General features: G+C 52.6%; 9 protein-coding genes. 3 read left to right on the forward strand and 6 right to left on the reverse strand.

Features of this window, described 5'->3' with window-relative positions:
• Positions 1-75 precede the first annotated feature (75 nt).
• From ilvE to AC0LWT_RS06430, 5 genes are read right to left on the reverse strand one after another with little or no spacing between them, the layout of a single operon-like run.
• The gene (gene ilvE / locus AC0LWT_RS06410) at positions 76-954 is read right to left on the reverse strand and encodes a branched-chain-amino-acid transaminase (RefSeq protein ID WP_474680398.1); all 879 of its coding nucleotides are present in this window, start codon (positions 952-954) and stop codon (positions 76-78) included.
• A gap of 8 nt (positions 955-962) precedes the next feature.
• Positions 963-1844 carry a prephenate dehydratase gene (pheA, locus tag AC0LWT_RS06415; protein ID WP_474680399.1) on the reverse strand — a complete coding sequence of 294 codons (882 nt, stop codon included), beginning with the start codon at positions 1842-1844 and terminating at the stop codon, positions 963-965.
• Positions 1841-2815 carry a homoserine kinase gene (gene thrB, locus AC0LWT_RS06420; protein ID WP_474680400.1) on the reverse strand — a complete coding sequence of 325 codons (975 nt, stop codon included), beginning with the start codon at positions 2813-2815 and terminating at the stop codon, positions 1841-1843. Before thrB ends, pheA begins: the two co-directional genes overlap by 4 nt.
• The gene (locus AC0LWT_RS06425; protein ID WP_474680401.1) at positions 2816-4102 is read right to left on the reverse strand and encodes a homoserine dehydrogenase; all 1287 of its coding nucleotides are present in this window, start codon (positions 4100-4102) and stop codon (positions 2816-2818) included. It abuts the gene before it with no gap.
• Positions 4103-4134: 32 nt separating this feature from the next.
• A complete protein-coding gene (locus AC0LWT_RS06430) occupies positions 4135-4587 on the reverse strand; it encodes an ACT domain-containing protein (protein ID WP_474680696.1) in 453 nt (150 codons plus the stop codon).
• A 220-nt stretch (positions 4588-4807) separates the two neighbouring features.
• Between AC0LWT_RS06430 and AC0LWT_RS06435 the strand changes: the two genes are divergently transcribed.
• Positions 4808-5317, forward strand: coding sequence for an NUDIX hydrolase (locus AC0LWT_RS06435; RefSeq protein ID WP_474680402.1), 510 nt, complete (start codon positions 4808-4810; stop codon positions 5315-5317).
• Positions 5318-5375: 58 nt separating this feature from the next.
• On the opposite strand, the gene AC0LWT_RS06440 is transcribed toward AC0LWT_RS06435, so the two are convergent.
• Complete coding sequence (locus AC0LWT_RS06440) at positions 5376-6275, reverse strand: C40 family peptidase (protein ID WP_474680403.1); 900 nt, start codon at positions 6273-6275, stop codon at positions 5376-5378.
• Positions 6276-7544: 1269 nt separating this feature from the next.
• On the opposite strand from AC0LWT_RS06440, the gene AC0LWT_RS06445 reads away from it, so the two are divergent.
• Positions 7545-8219 carry an RHS repeat domain-containing protein gene (locus AC0LWT_RS06445; RefSeq protein ID WP_474680404.1) on the forward strand — a complete coding sequence of 225 codons (675 nt, stop codon included), beginning with the start codon at positions 7545-7547 and terminating at the stop codon, positions 8217-8219.
• Entirely contained in the window at positions 8216-16423 is an 8208-nt protein-coding gene (locus tag AC0LWT_RS06450; protein WP_474680405.1) for a polymorphic toxin-type HINT domain-containing protein, read from the forward strand. The genes AC0LWT_RS06445 and AC0LWT_RS06450 overlap by 4 nt, the downstream gene beginning before the upstream one ends.
• The last annotated feature ends 3 nt before the right edge of the window (positions 16424-16426 follow it).

Genomic DNA, 16426 nt, shown 5'->3' on the forward strand with positions numbered 1-16426 from the left:
TTTCGGACAAAAAAAATCCCTCTCGCACGATTTTACGTACGAAAGGGATGCGAATATGACAATCGTGAAAAAAAGTTAATCCAGCACTTTGACGCCGTCAATTTCTACAATGCCGCGGAATTGTTGAAGCAGCGCAGTCGTGATCGGTCCTGCCTTCCCTTCGCCGATAATGCGGGCGTCGACTTCGCGCACAGGGATAACCTCAGCCGCCGTGCCCGTGAAGAAAACTTCGTCCGCCACATACACGTCATGCAGCGTAAAAGGCTCCTCCTTGAGCGGAATTCCCGACTTGACGCACAATTCCATGATCGCCGCCCGCGTAATTCCCTCCAAAGCGCCGCAATAGCAAGGCGGAGTATACACGATGCCGCGTTTGACGATGAAAATGTTGTCCGACGATCCTTCCGCTACATACCCCTGCGAGTTCAGCATAATCGCTTCCCCCACACCGGCCAGGTTGGCTTGAATTTTCACCAAAATGTTGTTCAAGTAATTCAAAGATTTGATTTTCGGATTCAAAGCGTCCGGCACATTGCGTCTGGTAGATACGGACACGGTTTTCAAACCGTACTCGTAAGCTTCCTGCGGATAAATCGAAAGCTGTTCCACGATAATAAGCACGCTTGCTTTCGGGGAACGGCGGGGATCGAGGCCAAGGTCGCCGGTGCCGCGCGATACGACAAGCCGTATGTATCCGGCGCGAAGCCCATTGCGGCGAACCGTCTCGGTCAGCGCATCCTGCATTTCGCTATAGGTGAGCGGTATGTTCAACATGATGGATTTTGCGGAATCGTAAAGTCGGTCCAGATGCTCTTTGCATTTGAAAATATTCCCATTGTAAATGCGGATTCCCTCGAAAATGCCGTCACCGTACAAAAAGCCATGGTCATACACAGATACTTTTGCATCTTCCTTGCTTACAAAATTACCGTCCAAATAAATCCATTGCGCCATGATGAAACTTACACCTCCGGAATATAGGTTTCAAAAGAATAGCTGGGGTAACTCCCTAATAAACGCACCTGGCAGCCGATCGCCTCCAGCTCCTGAATGGCGCCGGGCAGCAGCACGGAATCCATAGAGCCTTCGATATCGATGTAAAAATAGTAACTGCCCAGCTGTTTCTTCGTCGGTCTGGACTCAATCTTGGAGAGATTGATCCGCCTCCAGGCAAACGCCGACAGCACCTGGTGCAGAGCCCCCGGGTAGTCTTCGGGCAGCGTAACCAGAATCGTCGTCTTCATTCGCTCCGACGCCTTGAGCTCCGGAGCCTCCGAACCGACAAGCAGGAAGCGTGTCTTGTTGTTTTTGTGGTCCTGAATTTCCCGCTGCAGGATAGGAATGTCATAATTGACTGCGGCCACAGCCGGACCGATTGCGGCAACGTGCGGATCATGTGCCGAAGCTGCGAGCCGGACCCCTTCGGCCGTACTGCTGACAATTTCGAATTCGGCCCCGCTCAAATAAGTTTTGAGAAAGTTTCGGCACTGCGCAGGCACCACATGATGCGACATCACCTTGCGGATATGCGCGTACGGATTCGAAGAATCAGGCGTCTCCCCAGGCAGCGGATAGCCGATTAAATTCATGTCGATCGGAAACACATACTCCGCGCGAATCGGCAGTTCCACTTCGTGAACGAGCCAGTCCACATGCATATGCACGGAACCTTCCAGCGTGTTCTCGATGGGGATGACGGCCAAATCCGTTTCGCCCGCCGCCGTCGCCATAAATACATCGGAAATGAGCTTGAAAGGCACGTATTCGAATTCTTTCGATCCGAGAAAATGGCGGGTGGCTTCCTCCGAAAACGTGTTCGGCCCCAGGAGGGCGATTTTTTTCACGATCTTACCTCCTTATGAATCAACTCCTGCAGCTCGGGTTCGCCGGCAGCCGTGAATGTGGCGGTTACGCCTTCGCGGCTCGGCTTCAGCCAGAGCGTCTCGGCTTCAATACCTTCGGCTTTCAGCGTCTGTTTCAAAAACGTCTCCAGTTCCTGTTTGCGCCCGCTGCGGGCATCGACCAGCGTGAGAATCGTTGGGCCCGCGCCGCTCAGCGCTGCGCCCAGCGCGCCGTGCCGGTCGGCCTGCTCCAAAATCGTCGTCATGCCGGGAATCAGCGGCGCGCGGTATGGCTGATGCAGCGCATCTTTCATGGCGTGCCGGATCATTTCCAGGTTGCCGGTGCTGAGCGCGGCAACCAGCAGCGAGGAATGGCTGAGGTTGAACACCGCATCCTGCATCGCAACCTGCTGCGGCATGATGCTTCTCGCCTTCTCGGTGGCAAGCTGGAACGCCGGTATGGCTACCAGCACTTCCAAATTCGCATCGGGCTCCAGCCGAATATATTCGGCCCGCTGCCCGTCCCAAAAAGCGACCACAATCCCGCCGAACAAACTCGCCCCCACATTGTCGGGGTGCTTCTCCAGGCGGGTTGCGATCTGGAACAGCTCGTCGCTTGAGAGCTTGTTCCCAATCAGCGCATTGGCGCCGGCAAGCGCGCCGACGATAGCCGACGCGCTGCTGCCGAGGCCGCGCGTCAGCGGAATATCGCTGTACATCGCAATTTCCAGCTCCGGATGAGAGACGCCGGCCTGCTTGAACACCATTTGCGCCACTTCGTAAATCAAGTTCGTTTTATCTGTCGGGACGCCCGCCATCTGATCTCCGATCAACTGAAAAGACGTCTTTTCCGCGATCGCCATATCGATCCAGGCATACAAATTCAAAGCCATTCCGAGCGAGTCGAATCCCGGGCCCAGGTTCGCCGTGCTCGCCGGCACCTTAACCCGCACTTTTTGCTTGTTCACGAACATTCACCCCTCTACGCGGTACACGCTTTTGATGGAATGAATGACGTCCATGGATTCAAACTGCTTCAATACATTTTTCATGCTTGCCTGATTGGCGTCATGCGTAATAATGATAATTTCCGCCTTCGGATTGCTCACGTTCGGATGCTGGAACACGGACTCAAGGCTCACTTCGTGCTGGGCGAAAATTTGCGTGATTTGCGCAAGCACACCGGCTTTATCCTCCACATGGAGCAGGATAAAGTTTTTCGATGCGATCTGTTCGTCGGTTTTCAGCTTCTTCTCTTTGTACGGCCCTGGAACTGTGCGCCCGTTCACGCCAAGCTTCAAATTCCGCACGACCGCCACCAAATCGGCTACGACCGAAGTCGCTGTCGGCAGTTCGCCTGCACCCGGACCGTAAAACATTGTCTCGCCGACAGCCTCGCCGTACACGTACACGGCATTGAAAACGCCGTTTACAGAAGCAAGCGGATGGGAGCTTTTCACCATCGTCGGCTGTACGCTGACCGAAATATGGCCGTCGTGATTTTCGGCAATGCCGAGCAGCTTCACTTCGTAACCGAGCTTTTTCCCGTAAAGAATGTCCTCTTTGCTGACCTGCGAGATGCCTTTCACTTCAACGTCGCTCAAAGCGACATTCGCATGGAAGCCAAGCGTCGACAAAATCGTCATTTTGCGCGCGGCGTCCAGACCTTCCACGTCGGAAGTCGGGTCCGCCTCGGCGTAACCGAGCTGTTGAGCTTCTTTCAGGACATCACCGTAAGCGGCGCCTTCCTGGCTCATTTTCGTTAAAATATAGTTGGTCGTCCCGTTCACGATCCCCATGATTTTGGTGATGCGGTCGGACGAGAAGCCTTCCACCAGCGTGCGGATAATCGGTATTCCTCCGGCAACGCTCGCTTCGTAGAGTACGTCACAGCCCTTGTCGGCCGCTTTGGCCAGTATATCGGCGCCGTGCATCGCCATCAAATCTTTGTTCGCGGTTACGATATGCTTGCCGTTGTCCAGCGCCGTTAAAATGTGCTCTTTCGTCGAGCTTACGCCGCCCATGACTTCTACGATAATGTCGATTTCGGGATCGTTAATAACATCCCAGGCGTTTTCCGTCAGCTTGTCCGGATCGACCGGAATGCTGCGGCTTTTGCTTTTATTTTGCACGAGAATTTTCGCAATTTCAATCGGAGAGCCCGTTTGACGCAGCAAATCCTCCTGATGGCCTTCAACAATGCGGACTACGCCTGTCCCTACAGTGCCCAGTCCAAGCAAACCTACTTTGATCGGTTTCATTCCAAATACCTCCCGAGTAATTTCTTCTGTCTTTAACTGCCCTGACCGATGATAACAGCGCGCCTGACACCTTCCTGAGCCTGAAGCCGGTCAAGCAGCCGATTCGTGTCTTCGCCCATCGAAGAAGTTTCGACGGAAATGACCACGTTCGCCATGCCCTGAAGAGGGATCGTCTGATGGATCGTCAGCACATTGCCCTCCAAATGAGCAATAAGCGCAAGCACCCTCGATAAAATTCCCGAGCGGTGCTCCAAATCCATAGAAATCGTAATGATGCGCTCCCGCTCCAGCTTGCTCAAAGCATGGATACCATCCTTATATTTGTAAAAAGCGCTGCGGCTGAGGCCTACCTGCTCGACGGCGTCGTGAATCGTCTTCACTTCTCCGCGAGCGAGCAATTCTTTCGCCTGTACAGTCTTGAGCACACCTTCGGGCAAAATATCTTCCCGGATTAAATAGTACCGTTCCCGCCCGGTTGGCTTCATCGGATCGAATAGTTCCTTGCTTTCCGGCGTCAAATGAATCGTCCTCTCTAGAAAGACTGATGTTCCCTTCTAGTGGACATTATATCGAATTGCAGCACGTGAAGCAATAGGCAAAATGATTGGTATTCCTTGTCCGTTGCTGGCCCCCTCTTCCATATGGTAAGCTGAATTGAAAATACTTTTCAAATCCTGCCGTTTTATTATAAAGGAGGCCCTGCTTGTGATCACATTAAGAATGATATCTACGGCGCTCCTCTGGAATAGTCGTAACGAGCTGTTGATGATGAAACGCTCCTTAACCCGGACGCTATCCCCGGGGCTGTGGGCCGCTGTCGGCGGACATTTGGAGCCTGCGGAAATCAACGATCCGCAAGCCGCTTGCTTGCGCGAGATTTATGAAGAAACCGGCATTGAATTCGACGAAATCGATGACCTGCATCTGCAGTACGTGCTGGTTCGCCTGAACGGACAGGAAATCCGCCAGCAGTTCTTCTACGTAGGCCATACTGACGTAAGCCCGCGGATTATTACGCAGGAAGGAGAACTGTTCTGGATACCGCGGGAGGAAGTTCTCCAGCGTCCCATGCCCTTTATTTTCCGCTGTCTGCTCGAGCACTATTTTGCCGAAGGAAATACGCCTTTTCCGTGGATCGGCTCTGCCGGCCTTGACGGAGAAACCGCTGAACCTACCGTACACTGGAAGCCGCTGCTGGATCCGGTACAAATATGAAGCGCAAATAAAAAGGACAGGTCCCCGATCTTATCGAGGCCTGTCCTTTTTGTTTTCGTTACATTGCGCTGCCGCCGAAGAGGAACCGGTATTCCCAGTGCTTGCCCGCAATCGAATCGATCCTCACTCCGCCGCTCGCAACGGAATACGTATGCAAAATTTTGCCGTCGCCCAAATATATGCCGACATGCGAAATCCTTGCCGTGGATTTATCGATCCCGGAATAGCTCGAAGCGCTCGTCCCTTTATAATCCATGAAAAACATCAGATCCCCCGGCTGCAAATCGCGCCAGTTCGTCTTTATGTTCCCTTTTGCTTTCACGTAGCTGCCTTGGCCCCGGGAATCGCTTGGCAGCGTCAAGCCGATACCGTCGATAAACGCCTGGCGCACAAAATCGGAGCAGTCAAACGTACTCGTATTGGAACGGCTGGAGCCGAATTCATAAGGAGTGCCGAGATACTTTTCGCCGGCTGCAATCACTTTTTGCGCTTTGGCGCTGGCGGATGCGCTGCTGGGGCTTGAAGCTGTGCTGGGGCTTGAGTTGGAGCTTGAGCCCGAGCTGGAACTAGAGCCTGAGCCGGTGCCAGTGCCTGAGCTAGAACTAGAGCCGGTGCCGGTGCCTGAGCTGGAACTAGAGCCCGAACTCGCGCCGGACCCCGCCGTCACCACAGAACCCGAGGTCTGTATGTATTTCGAATTGGTGCTGATATAACCGACGCGTCCGTTCTGATCCTGAACCTTGTACCACCAATTATTAACCTTTTCCATAATCGTAACCTTCTCGCCCGACTTCAAATACCGGATACGGGTGGAATTCACGTCAGGACTTTGTCTGAAGCTGACGCTGCTTACAATTTGTCCTGCAGTCGATGCATGAGCCTGCTGAGGCAGCGGAATCGAAACGGCTCCAAACGCAATAGCCGGAACAAGCGCAAAGGTCAAAAGTTGTTTTTTCATGATGAAAGCCTCCCAAGTTCGTTTTTCGAAGAAAAATTTTCTTCGCAAGCGGTTCTATGGTGTTTTCAAACGGTCTTTGCTGCAAAAGCGATGCATAAACGACAACAACAAAACTGGCATTCTAGTAGTCTGGCCGATGAATTCAGTTGAAGGTATTTTTATGCGAAATGACGGATTCTATGCAGTGTTAGCGGCATAGATGAAGTCATGATTCACCCCGACACGGCACTTAAGCAACTCCGCCCGCCAGACTCCTAGCATCAAACTCTCTATTACATGGTAACATACCCAGTTGAAATACTTTAGCTGTAATATATTCCAATTGAAAGAGCCAGTGAAGTTGATTGGAGGAAAACCGAGATCGAGGAATTTGGTTGCCTTTACATATCCCGTCCATTTTAGTTGAATGATATTCACAAATTATTCATATTTTGTATTGTTATTTACTGGTATAATCGGTTTTATTTCATTTTTTGCCCATATCTATGAAACTCTAACCTTAGTGCAGTAGCAGGCTGTCCGGTAACTCGCACCCCAGAGTTGATCGAACAAATCTGCCTGGCTGCGCATCGAAACACCGCGCGCTGGGAGCTGTGCGCGGTGCGAGCGAAGAAAGCCTGCAAAAGTGCAGTTTTTTGCTCGTTGAAGCGGCCGGCAACGAAATTTTTCTGCAATTGTGCAGGCTTTTCGCCGACTGCAGGGGCTCAGGTTCATTTTCAGTGAAAATTCCTGCACTATCGCAGGCTTTTCGCCAAAATGAACCACCTTTACGCAAAAAACCTGCACTTTTGCAGGTTTTTGCGGGATGCGAGCACGGGAGCCCCCTCTCGCTGAGCAGCGCCGCAAACTGTGCGGGGGAAGAGGCGCAGGGGAGTGTGCGCAGGAGATACAAGCAAGGCGCAGCGCTTATCGGGGAAGACCGGACGCACATCGGATTAGGCACTCCCTCTCGCACCAAGGTGCGCGGGAGAGGCACGCACGGTGCCGCGCGGGATGGGAAAGACCGGACGCACACCGGATTAGGCGTCCACTCTGCTCTTCCGGGAGCCTGTCCGACGGATCATACACACAAAACGTTTCGTCGGACAAATTCCTGGCCCGGCACTTCTTAACAAAGGATACGCTGCTCCAATATACGGATTTTCTCTCTTATTTCGTCCGGATTCTATATTCCGGGGGAAATAGGTTTATATAGATACTTTTTAGGTAGAGGAGGACCGCAAAGGCTTTAAATCATTACCAATACTAACCATTTTGGAGAGGTGAACTATGAAATTGCTCCACGTTTTTCGCGTGCTTTTGTTTGCTTGTTTATTGTGTTACCCAGCTTCCGCTTGGGCCGATGAATATGAGTATGACGAGCTGAATCGGTTGATTTCCGCAACGATGGACTCAGGGGAACGGGTAACGTACAGTTATGATGCTTCCGGAAATATAACGAGTGTCCGGCAAGTGCAGGCTCCTCGTGCTATGGCGATTTCACAACCGATGGCCGCTGTCGGCGCCGCATTTGGATGGGAAACTTATTCCACGCCGGGGGTATCGGCCGAGTACGAAACGGTCGCAAATTCCGTATACGGGGACGGAGTGCGCATCAAAGCCTCTGCCGATGCCGCGGGTGAGGTATCCATCTCCCAAACGGCAACCGTAACAGGAAATACCTACTACCAGCTTCAGGGGGAAATAGATGCGTTGTCCCTGAATGATGCAAGCATTCAAGTTACCGTTCAATTTTCAAACGATTCCGGTCAGCCGGTTGGTGAGTCGAACACGACTTATGTTGCGCAGGGGAAGATTGGACAAGCACTGTCGATTGGTGCGATCGCTCCTTCTGATGCCGTTACAGCGAAAATTCAGTTCACCATACGTCTGGGCTCCGAAGGCTCGTCAGCGGATGTAGCCGTCAGCGGAATTCGCTTGCTTCAGGCTGGAGGTAAACCGTGATTAAACAGCGTTTGATTGTCTCGCTCCTTTTCATGCTGCTGATGATGTCCATTGGGGCGGCAACGGCAAGCGCCGCCGATAATTACTCGTACAATCTGAGTCCCGGCGCTACGGCGGAATTGACGCCTAACTCTGCAATCAGTGTGTTAGCGGTAGGAATCAAAGTAAGCGGAGCGCATGAATATGCGGAGTATAATTCGGACGGCGGGCTGGGTACATACGGTAAAAAAACTGCCGCCTCCTCATACGGCATTATCCATACGGAGAGGCTCGTCATTACCAATACGTCCAATTCGACGCTAACCCTTTCCAGCGCTTTTAATTTTGACATCAGCTATGTATCCACCCCTGCCCTAGTGCACAGGTTCCTGTCGCCGGGAGAAAGCATCGATGCCACTTACACCGGCAGCGGAAGCAAGTCGATCACGATCGACGGGGTTCACGATTACGCAAAGTATGACGAGAACGGCGATTTGTCCTCTTTTGCCAAGGGAAGCCCCAAAGGGGCGAAGGCGCTCTTGTCCATGAACAGAATCGCGATCACGAATCGGGATACCAAGACGATTGACGTCTACGGAGCTAACGGCTTATGGACGATAACGTATCGGGTAAACCCGGCCGTCTTTTACAAGACATTGTCTCCCGGACAAAGCATGGAGGCTACGAATACCAGCAGCAGAAGTTTCAGCTTGTCTATGAGCGGTGTGTTCGACTATGCCAATTATGAGCCGGACGGCAGCATATCCGCTTATGGGCGCAAACGCGCAGCGACCAGTCAGGCCGTCACTAAATCGGAGCGGCTCTCGATTACGAATTCGGATACGAAGATCATTAACGTATCGGGACCGTACGACGGGTTTGTATTTGCCGACCGGACCAATCCGACTTCCTTCGTCAAAACGTTGTCCGTCGGACAAAGCATGCAGGCGACAAATAAGACACCCAGGCTTTTCACCCTTACATTAAACGGCACCTATGATTACGCCGAATACGACGCAACGGGAAAAGTCATCAGTTATGGAAGAAATCAAAAAACGGCAACCAACGCCATTTCGTCAGCCGATCGTCTGGATGTGACGAATAGGGGAACTTCCGCGATGGAGGTCGCCGGGCCCTATGACGGATTTCAAGTAGACAATCGCACGAATCCGGCTTTGTACATCAAAACTTTATCATTGGGCGAAAGCCTGGAAGCTGTGAATCGAACCGCAGGAAGCGTTACGGTTGCGGTCGGAGGAACGTATGATTATGCGCTTTATCATGTGCCGGGAGACATTTACTCCTATACCCGCCAAGGAGCGCAGACAGGGGTCCCTCTTCCCGCTTCCAAGAAATTGGCAATAACCAATTCAGGCAGCAGCGTATTCGATGTTGCGGCGCCTTACGATGCAATTTCGTTTGCCGGGCGGAGCAATCCGGTTTCTTTTACAAAGATTCTGTCTGCCGGACAAAGCATGGATGCCGTAAATACCTCTGCGACTAACTTTTATTTATCCCTGAGCGGCGCCTTTGACTTTGCCGAATACACGGACGATGGCACGGTTGCGGAGTATAAAAGAGGACAAGATGTCCGCTCGAGTCTGGTGCCGGCCTCCCATCGCATGGCCGTTACCAATCCGGGAAGCGGCGCTTTGACGGTAACCGGGCCTTTTGACGCGTTTCAAGTAAGCAACCGGACGAACCCGGCCTTATTCATCCGCAATATGTCTCCAGGCTCCAGTCTGGATGTTACCAACCGGACAGCCCGTTCGATCGCCCTTTACGCGACAGGCAATTTTGATTTTGCCAAATACGGCAGCACGGACGATGTGGGCAGTTTCGGGCGGAATGTATCGGGCGGTTCCATATCGGCGGACGCGTCCAAACGGCTCGCGGTTACGAATGCAGGGGCTGGCTTCATGGAGTTTTACGGGCCTTACGATGCATTTCAGGTCGCCCCGCGGGCGAACCCGGCCTTGTTCGTCAAGACGCTGGCGCCGCAGCAAAGCATGGAAGCGATCAATGTATCCTCGCTCTCCTATTATGTCCATATCACCGGAGTGTACGATAACGCCATATATGCAAGCACCGACAAGCTGGAGTCCTACAGAGGCGACAACATCGCAGGAATTGTGCTGGTATCGTCAGCCAAGCGCCTTGCCGTTATGAATATGGACAGCGCCGCATTGGAAGTATGGGGTCCCTATGACGCTTTTACCGTTCATAATCGGGCAACCCCGGTCTCCTTTATCAAAAATCTTGCTCCCGGATCTACGCTTCAGACGCTCAATACATCCGACTCCGCATTTCCAATCCGGATATCCGGCAAGTATGATCTCGCCAACTACAAGAAGAGCGGCGATCTGGATACTTCAAGCCGAATGCGAATTCCCGGAATATTGAGCATTAGCACCGGCGAGCGGACGGTTGTCACGAATGCCGACAGCGGAACCGTTCAGGTTGCAGGTCCTTATGATGCATTTACAGTAACGGATCGTCAGAACCCGGCTTTGTTTATCCAGAGCTTGTCTCCCGGACAAAGCATGGAGGCAGCAAATACAAGTACGACTCCCCTCGCTGAGCTCCATATAAAAGGGACGTATGATTACGCAACTTACGATGCCTCCGGGGAGCCTGACTATTACCTTCCGGATGTCACTTCAAATTTCAAGCAGCTGAATCCGGGGAAGCGACTGGCGGTCACGAACTCGGGAACGGCAATCGCGGAAGTATCGGGCGCTTTTGACATATTCCAGGCCAAAAGCCGCCAAACGCCGGTTACGTTTGTAAAGAATCTGGCAAGCGGTCAAACGCTTCAGGCCGCCAATCACACGAAAATGGGCTTTTCAGTGAGGAACAGCGGCGGCGTTTACGACTATGCCTCCTACGGAAGCGCAGGACAAGTGCGGGGCTTAGACAAACTGACGGGCACGGGAAGCAATAGCGTCAGCGCAGGCGATCGGATCGTTATTACGAATCGCGGGACGGGGACTCTTACTGTGAAAGGTTCGTTCGATGCATTTACAGTCACGGACCGTACCGATCCCGCTTTGATGATCAAGACCTTGAATCCCGCTCAAACGGCATCGGTTCTTAACACCTCGTCATCCGCTTATTGGCCGCAACTCGACGGCGCGTTCGATTACACGCTATTCGACTCTCTGGGCAAAACTGCAGGCACAGGAACCAAGCATCCTGCCGGCATTATTTTGCTAAGATCTTATTATCGCCTTGTGGTTGTCAATGCGGATGCCAAACCACTGGAAATTGCGGCTCCGTTCGATAAGGTCGTGATGGATGACGGTACGGCGGCGAGCGTGTTTACCCGTTCTCTGGCTCCCGGACAGAGCATGGAAGCGCAAAATAACGCTTCACTGGACATGCCGCTGAATGTGACCGGCTCCGTAGATGTTGTGATTAGCGACAGTGCGGGCATTGCCGCGGAATATAGGCAAAAAGCGGCCCCCGGCGATATGACCGTCCCGAGCTCCGGGCGCATCGTCATTACCAACCGCAGCAGCGGCACGATTACTGTAACGGGTGCCAAAAACGCTTTTACCGTCACGGATCGGGTGGCTCCGGCGCTGCTGGCGAAAACTCTCGCCTCCGGCAAAAGCATCCTGGTGACCAACAAGGCCGGCGGCCCGCAATTGTTGACACTTGGCGGATCATTCAGCTATGCCGGCTCCGATGGGGGAACGCCTCAGCAGGGTCAAGGCTCGTTGACGATTGCAGCCGGGCAGAAGCTCAGAATTACCAACACTGGTTCCGCCGCTTACGATGTGTTCGGACCTTTCGACTCCTTCCTGTTCGAGGATGCGCCGGATGCCGGAACTGCAGCGGATATCAGCAAGCTTGATCCTGCAAGCTACGATGTCCAATCGATGCATGCCGATCCGGTCGATACTTCGACTGGCGCGCAATGGATCAGCCGGACTTTGCTGACGGTTCACGGTGCCGTAGAGGTGCCGTTCCAGCTCCAATATTACTCTTTGCTGCTTAATAAAGGCGACGTTGGACCTGGCTGGGGACATCTCTATGAGATCAGCCTGAAAGACACAGGACAAGGCGGCGTTCAGGTTTACTGGAATGCGAACCGCCACAACGATTTTATAAGCACAGGCAGCGGCAGCTATACGTCTTCGGACGAAGCAACCAAGCAGGACAAACTTGTTAAAAAAGCAGACGGCTCCTACCTGCTGGAGCGGAAAGAAGGAACCAGCTATGAGTTCTCTTCGGCAGGCAAACTGACCAAACTGCAAAACAAGAATGGAATCGGACTGCTTTTTGCTTACAACCAGGCAGAGAAATTGGCTTCCGCAAACGAACCGCTATCGGGTAAAAGCCTGACCTTCGCGTATGGGGCGAACGGCTTGCTGGCTTCGGTCCAGGACAACATGTCCAGACAGGTGCGGTTAACTTATGACAAGAATAATCGCTTGACCGGGATTACGGATGCAAACGGAAGTACGAGCGAATATACGTATGATGCATCGGGACGCATTTTGATAGGCACCGAGCAGGGAACGCTCCGTTTCGCCAATACGTACGATAGCCGAGGCCGCATAATCGCTCAACAGGACGCCGTAGCCGACCATGCGCCGACAACGTTCAAGTACGAAGAAAACGGCGGCACCCTGACCACCACGATAACCGACCGCACGGGTAACAAGCGGATTTTGAAACATAACGGCAATCGTTTGATCGAAGTTCAGGATGAGCTGGGAGCAAGCACGACTTACACGTACAATGCGAACGGAAACCGGACTTCCGTTACGGATGCGCTCGGCCAAAGCAATACGTTTGCTTACGATGCCGCAGGAAATATGACAAGTGCGACGGACTCATCCGGCAAGACGGTTGCAATGGCGTATGATGCGAACAACAATCAGGTCAGCGTGACGAACATTGCAGGAGATCAGCTTCTCAGCACGTATGATGCGGCCAACAATCTGACCGGCCTGACGACTCCGGACGGCAGTACGACTCGTTATACGTATGACGCCAACGGCTTGCTGCTGAGCGCGACAGACGGCGCGGGAAGAACAATGACCTTTAGCTATGCGGGCGGTGTCCTGGAATCTGTATCCAACGCTGAGGGCAATGCCGTGCACTATGGTTACGATGCGGCGGGACGCGTCATAAGCTTGGCGGGCAACGACGGCAAAAAGCTGTCCTTGACCTACAACAACAAGGATCAGATCCTGACATCCACAGACCCGCTGGGCAATCAGGTTTCGTATTCCTATGACCCGAGAGGCAATCTGCTTGCCGAAACCGACGCATTGGGCAACTCGACGACGTACGATTACGATGCGAATGACAATCTGGCCAGCATTACCAATGCGCTTGGGTATACAACACGCTTTTTCTACGATGCGGAAGACAGGCTCGTTAAGGAAACCGATGCGCGCGGCAACTCGACGACGTACGGCTACGATCCCAAAGGACGGCTGACCCAGATCACCAACGCACTCGGCCAAACGATCCGTTACGAATACGATGCCGTTGACAGAACTGTTGCTGCCTTCGATGCGCTCGGGAATCGGGTGTACGCCGTTGATTATGATGCCATGGGCAACCCGGCTTCGATCACGGATACGCTCAATCACAAGCTCACCCAACAATACGATTCGTTGAATCGTCTAACGCAAATAACGGACGCCAAAGGACGCCAAACAAAATACGCGTATGACAAAATGAACCGAATCACACAGGCGACCGATGCCAAGAACGGTATCAGCGGTCAGACTTACGATGCTGCCGGCCAACTCGCCTCCTACTATGACCCGAACCGTAACGAAACGGCTTACACGTATGATCGGGCCGGACGCCTCTTGAGCGAGACTAACGCAGCAGGCGCGGCGATCCGCTATTTGTACGATGCGAATGGACGCTTGCAGCAGGAAACGAACGGACGCGGCCAGAACACCTCCTATCAATACGACGACGCAGGAAGACTCGCGGGTTTCACCGACCCGGCAGGCTCTGTCACCTATACGTATGATAAGAACGGCAGCATAACGGCAGTCACCGACGAAAAAGGAGCCGCGCTCTTGCGCACCTACGATGCGCTGGGCAGAGTATCGACCTATACCGATGCCGACGGCAACACGCTTCGCTATGAATATGACGCGAACGGCAACTTAACGGTACTGACCTATCCGGACGGCAAAAAAGTAACCTACGCGTATGACGCCGTGAACAGGCTCAAAGAAGTGACAGATTGGGCGGGCCGCAAAACCGCGTACGGCTACGATGCCGTTGGGCGGCTTACGACCACAACCCGTCCTGACGGATCGGTCGAGACGAGAACCTATGACGCGAACGGCCAATTGACCGGTTTGACGGACCAAGCGGCAAGCGGAGAATGGATCAGCCGGTATGCGTACACGTATGATGAGACAGGCAACGTTCTGACTGAGAAGAACAATGCGCCGACCGTGACTTCCAGCACCTACGGTGCAACAAAAATGCCTATCGCTTACGGCACTATGACTTATTCGGCCGACAATAGGCTGGCTACCTTTAACGGCATGAATGCCGCCTACGATCAGGATGGGAACATGATTACAGGCCCGCTTGGCGGCCAGCTTCAGGGGTACCAGTACGACGCTAGAAATCGCTTGATCTCTGCAGGCGGAGTCAGCTACGCTTATAACAGCGAGAACATCCGCGTCGGCATGACAGTGAACGGCGTTACGACCAAATATGTCGTCAACCCGAACGCCATGCTTTCGCAGATCTTGATGGAAAAAGACGCAAACGGCAATACCCAAGCCTACTATGTCTACGGTCTCGGCTTGATCGGCCGGGAAAATAGCTCGGGCGATTATCGGGCCTACCACTACGACCGCAGGGGCAGCACAATAGCACTGACCGACATTAGCGGTCAAGTCACTGACAAGTACACGTACGCACCGTACGGCGAACTGCTTTCCGAGGAGGGCACTACGCCGAATCCGTTCCGCTACAACGGGCGCGACGGCGTGATGACCGACCCGAACGGCCTTTACTACATGAGGGCGCGCTACTACAACCCGGAAATCCGCCGTTTCGTGAACCGCGATGTAGTAACGGGAACGATCAGCGCGGCGCAATCGCTGAACCGTTATGCATACGTAAACGGAAACCCTGTTTCGTACGTCGATCCTTTCGGCCTCAGCCGCGACGGCGATACGTCGTACCTGGCGCAAGGCGGCAGCTTCCTGCTCGACATCATTCCATGGGTCGGCACGGTGAAAGGCTTCCAGCAGGCATTCACCGGCACGAATCTGATCACCGGCCAGCAGCTATCTGCTGCGGACCGCTGGAGCGAAGGCATCGGAGCCACGCTCGGCATCCTCCCTATCCCCGGCCTGAAAGTCGGCGGCAAGTATCTCACCAAGGGTGTTATAGCCGCTGAGCAGAAGCTGGAAGGGCTTTTGGTCAGAAGAGCAGGGAAACTCGACGGTCCTGTTGCCGGTAATCCTGTCAAGCGACTCATAGAATGTAACTGCTTTACAGCCGGAACCAAGGTTCAAACAGACGAAGGGGAGAAAAACATTGAAGACATTGAAGTCGGAGATAAGGTTCTTTCCAAGAATGAAGAGACTGGTGAGGTAGCTTATAAAGAGGTTACGGCTACTTTTAACCACGAAACGGATGAGATTTACCAAATTCATGTGGGCGGTCAGACTATTGAAGCGACCTTCAACCATCCGTTCTATGTGAAGGACAAAGGATGGACGTTCGTTAAAGACCTCAAGCCCAGTGACTTGCTTGTTCAGAGTGACGGGAATACACTCAAGATAGACAGCATTGAACTGGAACACAAGCAGGTAACGGTCTACAATATGACGGTCGATGAGTTCCATACGTACTTTGTAAGTGACCTTGGTATTTGGGTTCATAATACGAATTGTACTTTTAGTGCGAATTTCGATACAAAACTGAAAAAACATGCTCAAGATATCTATGAAACTTCAAGAGATTTAGGCACTCCAGTTAAAAAAGGCGATAAAGAAGGAATGAAAAATTTCGTTTCATCAATTGTAGAACCACAAAATCTCGCTAATTCAAAGCCTTTTTCATGGAATACAATCGAATCTGTAGATGCTTATGTTAAGGGAGATGCAGTTGTTCTTGTTAATCGAGATACAAACGAAATATTGACCTTCTTAAATAAAAAAGGCGGTCGTTTATCAAGTAAGTTGCAATCAGATTTAGATTTGATTAAAAAGTGAGGG

The organism is Paenibacillus sp. sgz302164 (genome assembly GCF_056120505.1).